Source organism: Aciditerrimonas ferrireducens (assembly GCF_023130475.1).
GTDB classification, from domain to species: Bacteria; Actinomycetota; Acidimicrobiia; order Acidimicrobiales; family UBA8190; genus Aciditerrimonas; species Aciditerrimonas ferrireducens.
The window spans coordinates 31,331-47,745 of record NZ_JAKHEX010000018.1; the positions used below are offsets into that span (position 1 = coordinate 31,331).

The following is a 16,415-nucleotide window of genomic DNA, read 5'->3' on the forward strand; positions in this document are numbered from 1 at the left end:
CTGGCCGCGACCGAGCTCAGCCCGAGGGCAGGGCCCGAGGTCGCGAACCACGCACCACCGCGTCCACGGCCCGCACCAGCGACCGGGCGTCCGGACCGGTCCAGCCGTCCGCCCCGAGGGCCTCGGCCTCGGCGGCCGAGGGCACGGCTGCTCCCCCCACGAGCACCCGTACCCCTGGAACCGCCGTCTTCAGCGCCCTGACCACCTCCGCCAGGGCCGGCCGGTGAGCCGGCAGCGTGGCGCCCACCACGACGCCCGCCAGCGGACGCGGCGGGTCCTGGACGGTTGCCACCAGGTCGGCGGCGGGCAGGTCGCAGCCCAGGTCCAGGACCGAGAACCCCGCAGCCCGCAGGACGTGGACGGCCATGCTGAGCGGGAGCCGGTGCAGCTCGCCGGGCGGTGCCGCCAACGCCACGACCGGCGACCGCCGGCCCGGCCGGCGGCTGCGGGTCCCGAGGCGGACGACCAGACGCTCGACCACCTGCGAGGCCAGATGCTCCTCGGCGATCGAGACCTCCCCGGTCGCCCAGCGCTCCCCGATCGCCCGCATCGCCGGCCCGAGCACGTCGGTCACGACGTCCACCACGTCGTGGCCGGCCAGGACCAGGGCCTCGAGGACCACCCAGGCACCCGCCTCGTCCCCGGCCACCAGCCGCCCCGCCAGCCGCTCGGCCACGCTCGGGTCCACCGGTCGGCCCGAGCTGGGCTGGTCCGTCCGGCCCCGGAGCGACCCGGGTCGCCGCCCTGGCGCGGGACGACGAGCAAGCTCCTCGGCCAGGGCTTCGAGCTCGCCCGCTGGGACCCACCAGCGCCCGTCCCGCCAGCTGGCGTTGAGCCGACCGGTCCGGAGGTAGCGGTAGGCGGTCATGTAGTGGACGCCCAGGCGATCGGCGGCCTCCTGGAGGGTCAGCGTGGCCCCGCCCCGGCACCGAGCACGCGGGCCCCGACCGTCCGTGCCGGTCACGTCGCGCTCAGGTCGATCGGTCCGACCCGGCGGCATCGGGCCGCTGATCGGCAGCCTCGCCAGCCTGGCTGTCCTCGACGAGTCCCCCCTCGACGAGCGCAGCGAGGCGGTCCAAGGTGGCCTCGATAGCCGTCGGGTGGGTCCGCTCGACCCCCATCAGCCGCAGCAGCCAGGGCGCCTTCGACGGCCGACCGTCGAAGGTCTCGGTCACCTTCGTGCCCTCGGGGACCGGCTCCAGCTCGTAGCGCCAGACGTGGCCCCCGAAGTGCCGCCAGGCGATCCGCCGAGGCTCCTCGAACTCGACCACCGTGTTCGTGATGCGGTAGGGCACCCCGATCCGCATCTCCATCCCGAACCGTGCCCCCAGGGAAAGGCGCTCCGGTCCGCGGGTCACCCCACGGACTGAGCCGGACCCGTCGATCAGCGGATGACGACGCGGGTCGGCCAGCACCGCGAAGACCGCTTCCGGCGGGGCCGCCACCACCCGGGTGCGGCTGATGACCGGAGCAGACATGCCCGCAGGCTACCAAGGCCACTCGCACGACCGCTGCCAGCCCTCGGGGTCTCGAGGCTGAAGGCAGCAGCGGCCCTGGCCTTTCGTCACGCTGCCGAGGATTGCCCGGTCGTTGTCCGGCGCGGCTGGGCGGGGCGTGGGGTTGGGGCCACGTACCCCGAGAGGGGCCCTATCACGGTGCCGGCCGTGGTGTCGGCCCAGAACTGCCGGCTCCCCCGCTCCACCACGCTAAATCCGGTGCTGTCCCCGTCGCCGTTCACGACGTCCGGGAACCGTGGCCCGTCGGGGTCGGCCACCACGATCGCCACGTGGACCGCCGTCCCGGTCGCCGGGTCGTAGCCGTAGACCGCCACGTCGCCCGGTTCGGGCCGGTAGCCGGTCCCGAGGGGGTGCCAGGTCCCATGCGCTTCGCCCCAGGCCACGAAGCTGGCGGCTGCGCCGTTCAGCTCACCGGGGCCGTCGCCGTAGGCCACCTCGGCGCCGGCCCGCCACCACACCCAGGCGGCGAAGTCGGCGCACCACTCCTCGGCCCGCAGGCCGCCCGGGCAGTCGGTGCTCCCCGCCCCCCAGGACGCGCTGTAGCGGTTGCAGTAGCTGTCGGGCGGGTCGGTCCGGTAGCCGACCTGGGACTCGGCCAGGGCCACGATCCGTTGGCGAAGGGTCGTCGGCCCGCCGGCGAAGGGGCCCACGCCGGCGAACGCCAGGCCCGCGACCGACCCCCCGAGGGCGACCAGGACGCCGAGGCGGCCCCGGCGACGCCGAGCTCGCAGGCGACGATCCCGGTCCTGCCGCGAACGACCATCGATCGGATAGTTCATCGAGTCAACAGTCCTGTCCGACAACGATAGACTGGGGCCATGCCCGACGACCGCAGCGTCTCCTCGGCCATCACTGCGCCCCGCGGGGCCCCCGGCGGCGGGGGTTCCGACCGGTACAAGTGGCTGGTCCTCTCGAACACCACCGTCGGCGTCCTCATGGCCATGATCGACGGCTCGGCCCTCCTCATCGCCCTGCCAGCGATCTTCCGGTCCCTCCACATGAACCCCCTGGACCCGGCCAACTTCTCCTACCTGCTCTGGATGCTCATGGGCTACCTCCTGGTCACCGCCGTCCTCGTGGTGACCATCGGCCGGATCGGCGACATCTTCGGTCGAGTCCGGACCTACAACCTGGGCTTCGCCATCTTCACCGCGGCCTCGGCCTTCATCGCCTTCGAGCCCTGGACCGGCTCGACCGGGGCGCTCGCCATCATCATCATCCGCCTGTTCCAGGCGGTGGGCGGCGCCTTCTTGTTCGCCAACTCCGGGGCCATCCTCACCGACGCCTTCCCGGCCGACCAGCGGGGCATGGCCATGGGGGTGAACAACATCGCCGGCATCATCGGCTCGTTCATCGGCCTGGTGCTCGGCGGCATCCTCGCCTCGATCGACTGGCGCCTGGTCTTCCTCATCAACGTCCCCATCGGGGTCTTCGCCACCGTCTGGGCCTACTGGAAGCTCGAGGAGCGAGGCATCCGGACCCCGGCTCGCATCGACTGGTTCGGCAACCTGACCTTCGCCGGAGGCCTCACCGCCATCCTGGTGGCCATCACCTACGGCATCCGGCCCTACGGCCACGACACCATGGGCTGGACCAGCCCCCTGGTGCTCGGGCTCCTGGCCGGCGGGGTGGCCCTCCTCGTGGCCTTCGTCGTCATCGAGCACCACGTGGCCGAGCCCATGTTCCGGATGTCCCTGTTCCGCATCCGGGCCTTCGCTGCCGGGAACATCGCCAGCCTGCTCGCCGCCATCGGCCGGGGCGGCTTCATGTTCATCCTCGTCATCTGGCTCCAGGGCATCTGGCTGCCCCTCCACGGCTACGCCTACCAGAACACGCCCCTGTGGGCCGGTATCTACATGCTGCCCTTCACCTTCGGCTTCCTGGTCTGCGGCCCGATCTCGGGCAAGCTCTCGGACCGCTACGGGGCCCGGTGGTTCGCCACCGGCGGCATGCTGCTCGTCGCCTTGGACTTCGGGCTCTTCCTGCTCCTGCCGGTGAACTTCTCCTACCCGCTCTTCGCCCTCCTGGCCTTCGGCAACGGGGCGGGCATGGGGCTCTTCGCCGCCCCGAACATGGCGGCCATCATGAACGCCGTCCCGGCCCGCGAGCGGGGGGCGGCCTCGGGCATGCGGGCCACCTTCATGAACACCGGTTTGCCTCTGTCCATGGGGATCTTCTTCTCCCTCATGATCACCGGGTTGGCCTCCCGGATGCCGAAGGCCATCGCGCACGGCCTGGTCCGCCACGGGGTCGCTGCGCCGACGGCCGCGGGGCTGGCCCACCTGCCTCCCATGGGCTACCTCTTCGCCGGGTTCCTCGGCTACAACCCGATGGCCACCTTGCTCGGGCCGAAGGTCCTCGGCGCTCTGCCGAAGGGTGACGCGGCCGTGCTGACCGGGAAGCACTTCTTCCCCAGCCTCATCGCCGGGCCGTTCCACCACGGCCTCGAGGTGGTCTTCGTCTTCGCCATCGTGATGCTCGTCATCGCCGGCGCTGCCTCCTGGATGCGGGGAGAGCACTTCGTCCACGACGAGGCCACCTGGATCGGGGGCAGCGAGCAGGACGAGGCGATCCCCGAACCCGTCGGGGCAGCCGGCCGGGCCGATTCCGTCCTGGCCGGCGCCGCCTCGCCCCTTTCCCCCGGCGAAGGAGCGCCGAGCCCCCTCCGGGCGGGAACGGGGTCATCCTCCCCTGGCCTGGCGGGCAGCTCGCCCGTGCTCGGCAACGGGCAGCACCCGGCGAGCGACCTCGGCGGAGCCCTCGGGTCGGGCCCTGCGGGGAAGCCCACCAAACCGGGCCGCCCCCGCTGAGGGTCGATGGCCCTGGCTCCAGGGGGACCCGCAGTGACCCCAGCCGAGGAGGTGGTCCGGGCCGAGCAGCTCACGAAGGTCTTCCGGACCCCTGGTCCTCGTCGCGCCGGACGCCCCCCCGGGGCCGGACGGCCGGACGGGCCAAGCAGCGACGGCCTGGTGGCCGTCGACCACCTCGACCTGCAGGTCCGCCGCGGCGAGATCTTCGGCCTGCTCGGCCCGAACGGGGCCGGCAAGTCGACCACCATCGGCATCCTGACCACCCGGGTCCTCCCGACCAGCGGCCGAGCCCTCGTCGCCGGGGTCGACGTCGTCCGGAGCCCGGCCCGGGTCAAACGACACATCGGGGTGGTCTCCCAGACCAACACCCTGGACCGCAGCCTGAGCGTCTCCGACAACCTCTACTACCACGGCCGCTACTTCGGCCTCGGCCGTCGGGAAGCGGCCAGGCGAGCGGAGGAGCTCCTCGAGCGGTTCCGCCTGGCCGACCGGGCCAATGCGCCGGTCCTGTCCCTCTCGGGGGGCATGGCCCAGCGTCTCATGGTGGCCCGGGCGGTGCTCCACGAGCCCGAGGTCCTCTTCCTCGACGAGCCCACCGCCGGTCTGGATCCCCAGAGCCGCCTGGCCCTCTGGGACCTCGTCCGGGACCTCCACGCTCGCGGGCAGACGGTGCTGCTGACGACCCACTACATGGAAGAGGCCGACCAGCTCTGCGAGCGGCTGGCCATCATCGACCACGGCCGCATCCTGGCCCAGGACACGCCAGCCGCCTTGAAGCGGACCCTCGGGGATCGCAGCGAGATCCGCCTGGCGCTGGCCGGTGACGCCCAGCAGGCGGCTTCCCTGGTCAAAGGGGTCCTCGCCTCGGGGGACGCCGAGGTCGTGGCCCTCGACGGCACCGTACGCTGCTTCGTCCGGGACGCCGGCTCGGTCCTCCCGACGGTGGTGGCCGAAGCGAGCCGAGCGGGAACGGTGACGAACGTGACCGTCGAGGAGCCGACCCTGGAGTCCGTCTTCATCCGCCTGACCGGGAGGGACCTCCGAGAGTGACCCGCACCTTCCTCGCCCTGCTGGCCCGGGACCTCCGGGTCCTGCGCTCGACCTTCCCGGTGTTCGTGATCCGGGTGGTCATGCAACCGTTGCTGCTGGTCTTCGTCTTCACCTACGTCTTCCCGAAGATCGGCCAGGCCATCGGTGGGAGCGGCTCCACGACCTCGTTCTCCACCGTCCTGATCGCCGGGGTCGTCGCCCTCTCCATCATCTTCCAGGGCATCCAGGGGGTGGCCCTCAACCTCGTCCAGGAGTTCGGCTACACGAAGGAGATCGAGGACCGGGTCCTCGCGCCCCTGCCCATCTGGGCGGTGGCCGCGGAGAAGGTCGTGGCCGCCGCCCTCCAGGGCCTCGTGGCCGCCGCGGTGGTCTTCCCCGTGGCGGCCTTCGTGCCCGCCACCCCCGTGCACCTCTCGGTCGACTGGCCGGTCCTCGTCACCTTGGCCCCCCTGGCCGCCCTCTGCGCAGGGGCCCTCGGCCTGGCCATCGGCACCCTCATCCCGCCCCAGCAGGTGGCGCTGATCTTCGCCATCATCGTCCTGCCCCTCACCTTCCTCGGGGCCATCTACTACCCCTGGCAGGCTCTCCACCCCATCGCCTGGCTCCAGTACCTGGTGCTGGTGAACCCGCTCGTCTACATGAGCGAGGGCTTCCGGGCCGCCTTGACCGCGGGGGTCCCCCACATGGCCCTCCTCTGGGTCTACCTGGCGGTGGTCGGGTTCGGAGCCCTGCTCTGGGCGATCGGCTTGTGGGGGTTCCGCCGCCGGGTCCTCAGCTGACCTCGACCTCAGCCGCCACCGGCTGATCGAGCAGGTCCCGGGCGCGCACGAACGCCAGCAGGTCGGCCTCGGGCATCGGGCGCCCCGGGCCGTAGCCCTGGAGGACGTCGTAGCCCAGGCGGGCCAGCTCCTCGGCGAGCTCGTCGTCCTCGACGCCCTCGGCCACCGACCGCAGACCCAGGTGGGCCGCCAGGGTCTGGACGGCCACCACCACCGCCCGATCGGCGAGCGAACGGCGCATCCGCTGGACGAAGGCCAGGTCGACCTTCAGCTCGTCCACCGGCAGGCGCGGGAGGGCTGCCAGGGAGGTGAAGCCGGCCCCGAAGTCGTCGATCGAGACAGCCACCCCCGCCTCGTGGACCGGACCGAGGACGGCCGCGGCCCGCTCCACGTCGAAGGCGGCCGTCTCGGTGATCTCGACGGTCAGCGCCTCCGGGGGTAGGCCCCGGGCGGCAAGGGCCGAGAGGATCTGGTCGGCGAGCCCGGGGATGCCGAGCGAACGGGCCGAGACGTTCACCGAGACCGGCACCCGCACGCCGGCCGAGCGCAACCGGACGGCGGCGTCCAGGGCAGCGCCGAGCACCCAGAGGGTCAGCTCGTCCACCAAGCCGGTGCGCTCGGCCAGGGGAACGAACCGGCCTGGGGGGACCTGCCCGTGGACCGGGCTCCGCCAGCGCACCAGCGCCTCCAGCCCGACCAGCTTCGCCGTCCTGGCCGCGACCTGCGGCTGCAGGGCGAGCCAGAGCTCGCCGCGAGCCAGACCCGCTCGAAGATCGGCGAGGAGGGCCAAGTCCTCGGGCCGAAGAGGATGGACGGCGCGGCCCGTCGGGTCCTCCCGGTCCCGCAGGTCGCTGGTGAGGACCAGCCGGCCGGTCCGCTCCGCCGACCGGGCCCGCTGGGCGGCTCGGCGCAGCAGCTCGCTCACCGCCTGCCCTTCGGCCGGCGCCTGGGTCACCCCGGCGGCGGCCCGCACCGTCACGGGCAGGTCCCCGGCGAGGTACCGGCCGGCGCCGACGACCTGCACGAGGGCCGTGGCCAGTTGCCCGGCCGCCGCCGGGTCCAGGGCCAGCCGATCGTCGGGGAGGGCGACGACCAGCTCCTCGCTCGCCACCCGCCCGACGAGGGCTCCCGGGGGCACGACCGTGCCGAGCTGCTCCACGACCCGCCGGAGCACCTCCCCGGCCACCCGGTGCCCGAGGGCCTCCTGGGCCTCGGCGAGGCCCTGGACCGCCAGCACCACCAGGGTCACCGCCCGTTGCTCCCGCAGCCCCCAGCGCTGGACCGTCCGGGCCACGCCCACGGCGTTGGCCAGCCCGGTCTCGGCGTCCACCGTGCCCACTCGAGCCAGGGTCCGGGCCAGCAGACCCCCGACCAGCCCCCCCACCACCGGCCCGAGGGCACCGACGGCCACCACCGCCAGCCCGCTCGGGTGACCGATCCCCGCCACCCCGAGCGCCCAGGCCACCAGCACCCCGGCCTGGCCGCTCGTCTCGGCCGCACCCAGGAACATGCCGTCGAAGACCAGCAGCGGAACGGCCAGGACGAGCAGCCCGACCACGTCGTCGGGCCGGCCGCGCCACATCGCTCCGCCCAGGACCACCAGCAGCGCCCGGCTCGACCAGGTCGTGGCCGACCGCTCCAGTCGCCGCACCGCCGCCAAGGCGCCCCAGAGAACCGCCAGGCACCCCAGGCCGGCCCACGCCACATCCTGGGTCACGCTCGGCACTCGGCTCCCGACGGCCACCAAAGGCACGCCCAGAGCCACCAGGGGTACGAGGACCCGAAGGAGCGAGAGCGGGCTCAGCAGCTCGGCCGGGGCTCCCAGGGCGAACCAGGAGCGGATCTTCGGGAAGGGGCCACCGTGGCGCCCCGCCCCGGGCCGTTCCAGGACCACCGCCCGGTCCAGGCCCGAGAGCTCGTCCGCCCAGCCCTGCCAGGCGCCCTGCTGCGCCGCGTCTGCCACCACCGAGGAGCCATCGGCACCAGCCCGCTCGGACCCGAGCACCAGCGGCTCAACGGCGCGCAGCGCACCAGGAGCAGGCCGCGCCCACCAGCGCCTCCCAGGCCGGCCCCCGGGGCAGGATCACCCCCCGATGGCCCACCCCGGGCACCTCGACCAAGCGGGCATCGTCCCCCGCCTCCCGGGCCGCAGCGACGTACGCCCGGCTGGCGGCGACCGGCACCACCTCGTCGACCGCCCCGTGCACCACCATCTGGGGCACCCCGAGGGGAAGCAGGCCGCGAGGCGATGCGGCCTCCGCCCGGGAGCCGGTCGGGTCGGGCCCGAGAAAGGACCGGACCGGTCCCGACGCCGTGCCCCGGAGGTCGGTCACCGGGGCGAGCGCCACCACCCCCCGGATCCCGACCGCCGGGACCTGCCCGGCGCTCCTCGCACCCGCCGCCCCGGATGGCAGCCGGTGCCGGCCAGCGACCCAGAGGGCCAGCTGACCGCCGGCCGAGTGGCCGACCAGCACGACCCGCTCCCCGTCCACCTCGGCCCGTGCCGCCAGGGCGTCGACCGCCCGGGCGGCGTCGTCGACCGTCGCCGGCCAGCCCCCGCCCCCGCCACCCAGCCCGACCCGCCGGTACTCCACGTTCCAGACGGCCAGGCCGTGACGGACCAGGCCCCGGGCCAGGGGAACCATGAGCCGCCGACCGTAGGGCATGCGCCAGTAGCCGCCGTGGAACAGCACCACCACCGCCGGCGGACGCCGCTCCCCGGCCGCCCGTTGGACGCCCGGCTCGTCCGGGAGCCAGAGGTCACCGACCTGGCTTCGGCTCGGGCCATAGGCCAGGTGCCACCGGCTGCCCCTTCGACGCCAGTGCCTTCCGAGGCCGGCCCTTCCCACGCCCCGAATGACCCCCGGCCCGCCGCCCTCTGGCGTCTGCCCTGCTCGTTCCCCCATGCCCTCCCCACGAGCTCTCCGGGGCGTGCCTTCGCTGGCGGGGGAGGGCTCGAACCTCCAACCGCTGCTTCCACCGGTGGTTGCGACACGCCGGCCATGATGGTCGGTGCTCTTGGAAGCAACCACCGATGGAGGTACCAGCATGCCAGGTCGACGCCTCGAGCTGGGCGAGCGTGAGGAGATCCGGGTCGGGTTGGTGCGGGGCGAGTCGCTGCGCCAAATCGCTCGGCACATCGAACGGCCGGTGTCGACGATCGCTCGGGAAGTGGACCGCAACGGCGGACGGACCCGCTCCGCGGCGGCCTGCGCGCAGCTTCGAGCGGAACGTTGTGCTCGTCGGCCCAAGACCCGCGGCTCAGAGCAGATCCTGCGCTGGCCCGGCGTGTCACCCGGCGCTTGGTAGAGCACCGAGAGCCGCCGATGACGATCGCTCGACGCCAAGGCGTGAGCCGCGAGACGATCTACCAGGCGATCTACTGAGGAGACCGCGGGCTGGACCTGGGGCTGTGGCGTCATCTGCACCACCAGCGCCGCCGCCGGTCGCCGCACCCAGATCGGGCATCTGGACGGCGGTCTGATCATCGGCGCCAGGAACGCCTCGGCTGTCATCACCATCGTGGATCGCGCCACACGCTTCTGCCCGCTCGGGCGGTTACCCGAGGGCTACGACGCCTGGCACCTGGCCCAGGGCGCGATCCGCCTGCTTCGCCCGATCCCCCAGCCAGGCCGGCGCACCCTCACCTGGGATCAGGGCCGAGAGATGGCGCTGTGGGTGGGCATCGAACAGGTTCTTGGCACCCCCATCGACTTCGCCGATCCCCACGCCCTGCTGTCCAGCGTCCCGTCAACGAGAGCATCAACGGCCTCGGGCGCCGCTGGTCGGCGAAGAGGACCGACCTGTCCAATTCCTCCCAAGCCGACCTCGACGCCATCGCCCGCCGCATCAACCACATGCCACGCCGCTCCCTCAAAGGGGGCCACGCCCACCGCCACGACGACGATGCCCTCGTCGCGACCACCGGTTGAACCGGCCGTGCTTTCGGTCACTCCGCCGAGCGACGCTTTTCGTATGAGCAACGAGGAGCAGATCCGTTCAGCCAAGCGGCCAGGCGGCGAGCTGCGTGGCAACAGTCGTGACCAAGCAAATAGGACGGGGGCTCTCCTCCGCGAGTTCATGGACGGTGCGCACGCGCCGTGCGTCTACTGCGGCAAGGTGTTGGACCAGAGCACTCTCACCCAGGACACGACTTTGACTGGCGCTGAGGGTGGCCAATACCGGCTGGGGAACCTGCTCCCGTCATGCAGGGACTGCAACGCTCACCGCAACGACCAGAGCTTTTTCGAGTCGTGAAGTGACAGCTGAGACACCTGCCTGCTAGCATGATGCTCGTGCCCAGGGTTCGAGCAGTATTGTTGGATTGGGACAAAGCGCAAGCGAACAATCTGTTGCCCGAGCCGGATCCTCGGTTGCCGACCTACGAGGGGTTGCCGCGGGAGGTGGAGGGAGAGCTGGTGCTGGTGCCAGTTGACAACCTCGGGTACACGCAGTACGTGGTAAACGGTTATCAGGTCGATCCTTCGACGATCGAGGTGTTGGACGATGGCGCTGACGCCTGAACAGCGAGAACAAGCTATCCGTCTGGTTGTGGAGTCCGGTGAGGGCGTGCACTTGACGCTGCCGCTCAACCCGGACGTCGACTTGAGCGACGATGCTGCTCGGGACGCCGAGGCGGACCGGCTGGCCGGCGTGCTCAACGAGATGGTCGAGAAGTTCCTTGAGCACGTGTGGGAGATCGCTCAGCGGAAGGCGCAGCACGCGGATAGCGACGATGTTGACCCAGAGAGCGTGCCGCTCCTGTTCCCTAACGGTTTCCCGAGCGACGACGAAGACTAGAGGCTCGACGCGACAGGGGTAACGACCCGACAATGGTCCTGACCCCTCCTGGTTGAACCTGGCCGCTCGTTTCTTAGCTGTTCACGTTTTCCCTGATTCGATCTATTCCCGCACATTGTCGTCGGGGATGCGGCGCGCCGTCGGCTTGTTCGCCTATTCTTGGCACCGCTCTTTTTCGGGTCTTCCCGCATGCATGTGCGTGAACGCGCCGATGTGACCAGGAAGTTCCTCGTGGAAGACAAGAGCTTCGAAACCGGTCAGCAAGGGTGACATCTGTCCCCGTTTCCCGTTTCCCGTTTCCCGTTTCGCGACCTGGGTCGGAGTAGGTGGGCCCGGCGTTCGCACCGGGTATCTGGGTGACGCGCACGGATGGTCTCCAGGTTCGGAGTTGCGACACCAACCGAGCCGAGGAGACCGATCCCGTTCGCGTCACCACTGCATTGAAGCGCCTCATGGACCTGCCCGGGGTGACGGTCACCGCCGTGGTGTTCGAGCCGTCCAGAGTGGTGGTCACCGTCAAGCTGCGAAGCCGGAAGCGGTACTGCCCTGAGTGCCAGGACACGACCAATGCCTGTTACGACACCCGCCCGGTCTCCTCGTCGTGGCGGCACTTCGATCTGGGCCGGTGGCGCCTCGAAGTTCGGGCCGATCTCCGTTGGGTCGACTGTCCCACCGAGGGCGCCCGCACCGAGGAGGTGACCTTCGCCCGGGCCGGCTCCCGGTTCACCAGAGACTCCGAGGACCTGGTCGGGTGCCTCGCCACCACCATGGACAAGACGGCCCTGTGCCGCCTGGTGCGCATCGACTGGGACACCGTCGGGCGCATCATTTGCCGGGTGATGGCAACCGGGCTCGACAAGAAGCGCCTGGACAAGCTGTTCGTGGCCGGCGTCGACGAGGTCTCCTGGCGCAAGGGTCACTCCTATCTCACCTTGGTCTCCAACCACGCCGCTGGCGGGTTCGTCGAGGGAAACGCGGTAACCATTCAGGTGGGGGCGGCGGAAGTGACCCGATGGTCAAGCAGCGAGTGGGGCCGGTGGGATCCAGGGGTCGTCGTTGAGGAGGTGGATGAGGGCGCAGATGGCGAAGATGACGTGTTTGCGGGTGGTGGGGAGGTCGCTGCGGACCCGGGCGAAGCGTTCGGCGTCGGCGTGGCTTTGGAAGCAGGAGGAGATCTTGCGGTGGCGCGTCACGGGCCGCAGGTCCCGCTCGGCTTGGTTTTTGGTCATGGGCAGGTCCAGGCGGTGCAGGTCGTCGAGGATGGCCGCCTTCTGGGTGGAGAAAGACACGGCAGGTTGTGGCTCTGGCGCTGCAGAGGGTCGGCGGTGTTGGTAGTCGTCGGCCTGATCGGAGGGTCGGTAAGCTGTGCTGGTGCGCTTGGGTGGCGCGACCGACGTGCTGGTTGCCGGTGGTGGCCCCGTGGGCCTGGCGGTGGCCATTGGTCTGCGCCGCTTCGGGGTCGATTGCGCGGTGGTGGAGCGCCACGACTCGGCCCTGGACTTCCCAAAGGGCCGGCGGGTCACGGTGCGCACGATGGAGATCCTCCGCCAGTGGGGGCTCGAGCCGGCGGTCGCCGAGGTCGCGCTCGAGCGGGCCGAGAGCCTCTTCGCGTACCGGGGGGCGACGCTGCTCGCCGAGGACTACGTCCGCCAGGAGGTACCCGACCCCGGCGATCGGCACCCAGCGAGCCCGACCCAGGAGGTGATCTGCTCCCAGGAGCGCCTGGAGCCGATCTTGCTGGAAGCGGCCCGGGCCGCGGGTGCACGCATCTGGCAGGGGACCGAGCTGGCCTGGTTCCGCGCCGGAGAGGAGTCCGTGGAAGCGGGGGTCGTCGAGCGGGCCAGCGGCGAGTCGCGCACGGTGAGCTGCCAGTGGCTCGTGGGGGCCGACGGCAGCCAGAGCCGGGTGAGAGCCGAGCTGGGTGTGGACTGGGCGCCGGTTGGGCCGGGCGGGGACCGGGTGTCCATCTTGTTCTGGTCGCCGCTCAAAGAGCGCATGGCCGACCGCCTGGCCGGGGCCTACTACCTCAGCCAACCCGGGCCTGGCACGACCGTGGGGGCCGTCGACAATGCGGAGCACTGGTTGCTGCTCACCGAGCACGACCCGACCCGACCCTTCGACCGGCGCGAGGCGGAGCGTCTGGTGAGAGCGGCCGTCGGCGACGACGAGGTCCCCGTGGAACCGCTCCAGTGGCGGTTCTGGCGCCGACAAGCGGCGCTCGCCGAGCGCTTCGCGCTGGGCAGGGTGGCCCTCGCGGGCGACGCGGCCCACGTCACCACCCCCCTCGGTGGCCTCGGCATGAACTGCGGTGTCGCCGACGCCCACAACCTGGCATGGAAGCTCGCAATGGTGGTAGCCGGCTCTGGCCAGGGGGCCCTGGTGGCGACCTACGAGGAGGAACGGCGCCCCGCGGCAGCGGCCACCGTGGAGGCCAGTCTCGGGGCCGCCCGCCCCCCGGCCCCGATCGACGGCATCGTCCTCGGTGCCGTCTACGACTCGGCCGCCATCACCCCCGACGGCACGGCCCCACCTGCGGTGGAGGACCCGGTGGGCGACTACATCCCCACGGCGCGCCCGCTCAACCCTCGACCTCCTCGGGGACCGCTTCACGCTCCTCTGCGGGCCCGCCGTTGCGACCAGCTTGGAACCGGTCGGTGCCGAGGCCGCCCGCCTCGGCGTCCCCCTCGCCACCATCGCCATCGAGGACCCGGCCTTCTTCGAGGCCTACGGCCTCTCGAAAAGCGGCGCGGTGCTCGTCCGCCCAGACGGCTACGTCGCAGCGCGCCACCCGGGCCAGGCGGGCCTCGCCCCAGGGCTCCTCGCCCACGGGCTCCGGCGGGCCCTCGGTCTCGACCCCGACCCGAGCCGCTAAGCGGCCCGGCCCCTGTGCATCCTTCGACGGCCGACTGTCGCACTCGAACCCGGAAACGGGGTCCCGCGCTCAGCTGATCGTTGCAACGCCTCGGTGGACTACAGCAATGTGGTTCCTAGGAGGTGGCTGCAAGATGCCGGGCAGACGGTTGAGCATCGAGGAGCGAGAGGAGCTGTCGCGAGGACTCGTGACCGGGGAGAGCCTGCGGTCGATCGCAGGACGTCTCGGCCGGCCAGCGTCCACGCTGAGCCGTGAGGTCGCCCGCAACGGCGGCATGGCGCACTACCGGGCGGCGACGGCGCACCAGGCGGCCCACGCCCGCGCTCGTCGGCCGAAGAAGCACAAGCTCGCCTGCCACCCTCACCTTGCCCAAGCGGTCGAGACGGGGCTGAAGAAGCGCTGGTCGCCCGAGCAGATCGCCAACCGCCTCCGCCTCGAGCATCCGGCTGAGCCACCCTGGTGGGTGTCGCACGAGGCGATCTCCCAGTCCTCTCCGTCCAAGGCCGCGGAGGGCTTCGGGCCGAGCTCGTGGCAGCGCTTCGCACAGGCCGCCCTGCCGGCGCAAGAAGGGACCGAACCCCGGCCGGGGCAAGCGTGGTCGCATCGTCGACCCGGTCCTCATCTCCGAGCGTCCCGCCCAGATCGAGGACCGAGCCGTCCCCGGCCACTTCAGAAGGCGATCTCGTCCTCGGCCGGTCCGGCCGCTCCCAGGTCGCCACCTTGGTCGAGCGCACGACCCGCTTCGTCGTCCTCGTGCACCTGCCGAGTGATCGCAAGGCCGAGACCGTTCGCGACGCCATGCAGCGCAAGATCGCCACGCTTCCCGAGGCGATGCTGCGCTCGATCACCTCGACCAGGGCAAGGAGATGGCCACGCACGCCGCCTTCAAGGTGGACACCGGTATCCAGATCTACTTCTGCGAGCCCCACCACCCCTGGCAGCGTGAGACGAACGAGAACATCAATGGGCTGCTCCGCCAGTACTTGCCGAGAAGCATCGACCTCTTCACCCTGAGCGAGAACGAGCTCGACGCGATCGCTGACGAGCTCAACGGAAGGCCACGAGAGACGCTCGGTTGGCGCACGCCATCGGAGAGGTTCGCCGAGCTTGTTGCAATGACCGGCTGAGCGCGGGTGGACAATGGGCCGCCGCGAGCGGTGGCCCAGCACAGGAAAGGAGCATGGGGGCATGAACAGATTGGTCCGATTGGGGCGGCTCCGAGGACGGGTCGCCGCCCTACTGCTCGGGGCTCAACACCCCGAACCCGCAGCCGTGCGCCCAGTCGGTGCCGGGGATCTCCTATTCCCCGTCGCTGGTGAACTTCGGGTATATCGACAACAACGGCGGGTCGAGCACCCAGTCGATCACCATCACCAACAACTCCAGCCAGACGGTGGAGCTGACCGGGGTGGGGTCGATCATCTTCCCGTATGAGTCCAGCGACTCGGAGACCGGGATCTACTGCACCAACGCACCGTCCGGTAGCGACACGGTACAGCTGGCCCCGGGGCAGAGCTGCACCGCCGACGTCACCCTTACCTTTGGCGACGGGCAATCTGTACAGGACTGCTACCCGGCCGACAACACCACCTGCGAGTATTACTACGCCCCGTCGTTCTTCGTGGCGCCGGCCAGCAACCCCAACGACTCCACCGGGTTCTATGTACCGGTGGAGTTCGTGGTCGGGCCCCCGAGCGGTGGTCCGGGCATCCCCACCACCCCTGGCCCGCCGTCACAGCAGGGTGGGGGGTCGAGCACCACGCCGCCCCCTCCCTCGGGGCCGATCCAGCCGGCCACCGGGTGCCACCAGCTGCCGGCGGGCACGGTGGTGGCGGCCTTGGCCACCCCGGATGGGGGCGGGTACTGGATCGTGGACTCGGCTGGCCAGGTGTCCAACTGCGGGGACGCCTCCCCGGTGTTCGGGCAGCTGTCCTCGCCCCCGCCTTCGCCCATCGTGGCGGCGGCAGAGTCCCCCGGCGGCCTGGGCTACTGGATGGTCTCAGCCGATGGGGCGGTCTACGCCTTCGGGGACGCCCAGTACTGGGGCGGGGCCAACACCCTGCCCACCCCCTTGGCCGCCCCGATCGTAGGGATCGGGGCTGACCAGGCCACCGGCGGGTACTGGCTGGTCGGGGCCGACGGCGGGGTGTTCTCGTTCCACGCCCAGTTCGAGGGCAGCACCTGGTCGGACGGGATCACCGGCTTGTCGGGCCCCCACCCGCTGGCCGCCCCCATCGTCGGCATCGACGGGTCGCCCGACGGGCAGGGGTACTTGCTGGTCGGGGCCGACGGCGGGGTGTTCACCTTCGGGGACGCCCAGTTCCACGGCTCGGTCCCGGGGGTCTTGCCCCCCGGCACCCACCTGGCGAAGCCGGTGGTGGGGATCGTCGCTGACCCCGCGACCGGCGGGTACTGGATGGTGGCCAGCGACGGCGGGGTGTTCTCGTTCCACGAGCAGTTCTACGGGTCGGCGGCCTGACCGCCTAGACCGAAGTTACGCCTCCGATTCAGCACTGTAGGGCCTTGACCTGGGTGGTTGAGCTGTTGGCTGGTGTCGTTGCTGTCTACGCGATCCGTTTGGGGATCG

16 protein-coding genes and 2 pseudogenes are annotated in these 16,415 nt (G+C 71.4%); 12 read left to right on the forward strand and 6 right to left on the reverse strand.

The genetic code is table 11. The features are described from left to right. Positions 1–16: 16 nt before the first annotated feature. The 3 genes from Acit_RS10020 to Acit_RS10030 all read right to left on the reverse strand — a co-directional run bounded on the left by Acit_RS10020 (position 17) and on the right by Acit_RS10030 (position 2,296). A complete protein-coding gene (locus Acit_RS10020; protein WP_248108657.1) occupies positions 17–964 on the reverse strand; it encodes a B12-binding domain-containing protein in 948 nt (315 codons plus the stop codon). A gap of 7 nt (positions 965–971) precedes the next feature. Continuing rightward, positions 972–1,478 (reverse strand): SRPBCC family protein, encoded by a 507-nt coding sequence (locus Acit_RS10025; protein WP_248108659.1) that lies wholly within the window; start codon positions 1,476–1,478, stop codon positions 972–974. Positions 1,479–1,564: 86 nt separating this feature from the next. Beyond that, positions 1,565–2,296: a CHAP domain-containing protein gene (locus Acit_RS10030; protein WP_248108661.1), complete on the reverse strand. Its 732-nt coding sequence runs from the start codon at positions 2,294–2,296 to the stop codon at positions 1,565–1,567. A 39-nt stretch (positions 2,297–2,335) separates the two neighbouring features. On the opposite strand from Acit_RS10030, the gene Acit_RS10035 reads away from it, so the two are divergent. Genes Acit_RS10035 through Acit_RS10045 form a run of 3 tightly spaced genes read left to right on the forward strand, consistent with a single transcriptional unit; the run spans position 2,336 to position 6,156 of the window. After that, on the forward strand, positions 2,336–4,327 hold the full coding sequence (locus Acit_RS10035) for an MFS transporter (RefSeq protein ID WP_248108669.1): 1,992 nt from the start codon (positions 2,336–2,338) through the stop codon (positions 4,325–4,327). Positions 4,328–4,333: 6 nt separating this feature from the next. Then, on the forward strand, positions 4,334–5,377 hold the full coding sequence (locus Acit_RS10040; protein WP_248108672.1) for an ATP-binding cassette domain-containing protein: 1,044 nt from the start codon (positions 4,334–4,336) through the stop codon (positions 5,375–5,377). Further along, positions 5,374–6,156, forward strand: a complete 783-nt coding sequence (locus Acit_RS10045) for an ABC transporter permease (protein ID WP_248108673.1) — start codon at positions 5,374–5,376, stop codon at positions 6,154–6,156. The genes Acit_RS10040 and Acit_RS10045 overlap by 4 nt, the downstream gene beginning before the upstream one ends. Here Acit_RS10045 and Acit_RS10050 read toward each other — a convergent pair. Together Acit_RS10050 and Acit_RS10055 are read right to left on the reverse strand one after the other, a co-directional pair. Next, positions 6,149–8,119 (reverse strand): EAL domain-containing protein, encoded by a 1,971-nt coding sequence (locus Acit_RS10050; protein WP_248108675.1) that lies wholly within the window; start codon positions 8,117–8,119, stop codon positions 6,149–6,151. The genes Acit_RS10045 and Acit_RS10050 overlap by 8 nt on opposite strands. Before the next feature lie 49 nt (positions 8,120–8,168). After that, complete coding sequence (locus Acit_RS10055) at positions 8,169–9,005, reverse strand: alpha/beta hydrolase (RefSeq protein WP_248108677.1); 837 nt, start codon at positions 9,003–9,005, stop codon at positions 8,169–8,171. Between the two features lie 199 nt (positions 9,006–9,204). On the opposite strand from Acit_RS10055, the gene Acit_RS13970 reads away from it, so the two are divergent. The 4 genes and pseudogenes from Acit_RS13970 to Acit_RS13975 all read left to right on the forward strand — a co-directional run. Then, the gene (locus Acit_RS13970; protein WP_376746045.1) at positions 9,205–9,465 is read left to right on the forward strand and encodes a helix-turn-helix domain-containing protein; all 261 of its coding nucleotides are present in this window, start codon (positions 9,205–9,207) and stop codon (positions 9,463–9,465) included. 986 nt (positions 9,466–10,451) lie between these two features. Further along, the gene (locus Acit_RS10060; RefSeq protein WP_248108679.1) at positions 10,452–10,679 is read left to right on the forward strand and encodes a hypothetical protein; all 228 of its coding nucleotides are present in this window, start codon (positions 10,452–10,454) and stop codon (positions 10,677–10,679) included. Further along, positions 10,663–10,956: a hypothetical protein gene (locus Acit_RS10065; protein WP_248108681.1), complete on the forward strand. Its 294-nt coding sequence runs from the start codon at positions 10,663–10,665 to the stop codon at positions 10,954–10,956. Before Acit_RS10060 ends, Acit_RS10065 begins: the two co-directional genes overlap by 17 nt. A 452-nt stretch (positions 10,957–11,408) precedes the next feature. Continuing rightward, positions 11,409–11,774 (forward strand): annotated as a pseudogene (locus tag Acit_RS13975) (helix-turn-helix domain-containing protein); the annotation flags it as partial. Positions 11,775–11,972: 198 nt separating this feature from the next. Here the strand turns inward: Acit_RS13975 and Acit_RS13675 are convergent. Continuing rightward, a complete protein-coding gene (locus tag Acit_RS13675; protein ID WP_248108683.1) occupies positions 11,973–12,245 on the reverse strand; it encodes an IS66 family transposase in 273 nt (90 codons plus the stop codon). Between the two features lie 106 nt (positions 12,246–12,351). Between Acit_RS13675 and Acit_RS13980 the strand changes: the two are divergent. The 5 genes and pseudogenes from Acit_RS13980 to Acit_RS10085 form a co-directional block, all read left to right on the forward strand. Then, positions 12,352–13,377: pseudogene (locus Acit_RS13980) on the forward strand (FAD-dependent monooxygenase); the annotation flags it as partial. Between the two features lie 61 nt (positions 13,378–13,438). Next, on the forward strand, positions 13,439–13,828 hold the full coding sequence (locus Acit_RS13985) for an aromatic-ring hydroxylase C-terminal domain-containing protein (protein ID WP_376746046.1): 390 nt from the start codon (positions 13,439–13,441) through the stop codon (positions 13,826–13,828). Positions 13,829–13,961: 133 nt separating this feature from the next. Continuing rightward, positions 13,962–14,774 carry a helix-turn-helix domain-containing protein gene (locus Acit_RS10080; protein ID WP_446650473.1) on the forward strand — a complete coding sequence of 271 codons (813 nt, stop codon included), beginning with the start codon at positions 13,962–13,964 and terminating at the stop codon, positions 14,772–14,774. After that, positions 14,695–14,955 (forward strand): IS30 family transposase, encoded by a 261-nt coding sequence (locus Acit_RS14055; RefSeq protein ID WP_446650472.1) that lies wholly within the window; start codon positions 14,695–14,697, stop codon positions 14,953–14,955. Before Acit_RS10080 ends, Acit_RS14055 begins: the two co-directional genes overlap by 80 nt. 188 nt (positions 14,956–15,143) lie before the next feature. Then, positions 15,144–16,307: a hypothetical protein gene (locus Acit_RS10085; RefSeq protein WP_248108687.1), complete on the forward strand. Its 1,164-nt coding sequence runs from the start codon at positions 15,144–15,146 to the stop codon at positions 16,305–16,307. The last annotated feature ends 108 nt before the right edge of the window (positions 16,308–16,415 follow it).

Coding starts and splice junctions, on each gene's coding strand:
- Acit_RS10030 (WP_248108661.1), bottom strand. CDS start 2,296: ATGAACTATCCGATCGATGGTCGTTCGCGGCAGGACCGGGATCGTCGC.
- Acit_RS14055 (WP_446650472.1), top strand. CDS start 14,695: ATGGCCACGCACGCCGCCTTCAAGGTGGACACCGGTATCCAGATCTAC.
- Acit_RS10035 (WP_248108669.1), top strand. CDS start 2,336: ATGCCCGACGACCGCAGCGTCTCCTCGGCCATCACTGCGCCCCGCGGG.
- Acit_RS13970 (WP_376746045.1), top strand. CDS start 9,205: ATGCCAGGTCGACGCCTCGAGCTGGGCGAGCGTGAGGAGATCCGGGTC.
- Acit_RS10040 (WP_248108672.1), top strand. CDS start 4,334: ATGGCCCTGGCTCCAGGGGGACCCGCAGTGACCCCAGCCGAGGAGGTG.
- Acit_RS10065 (WP_248108681.1), top strand. CDS start 10,663: ATGGCGCTGACGCCTGAACAGCGAGAACAAGCTATCCGTCTGGTTGTG.
- Acit_RS10080 (WP_446650473.1), top strand. CDS start 13,962: ATGCCGGGCAGACGGTTGAGCATCGAGGAGCGAGAGGAGCTGTCGCGA.
- Acit_RS10025 (WP_248108659.1), bottom strand. CDS start 1,478: ATGTCTGCTCCGGTCATCAGCCGCACCCGGGTGGTGGCGGCCCCGCCG.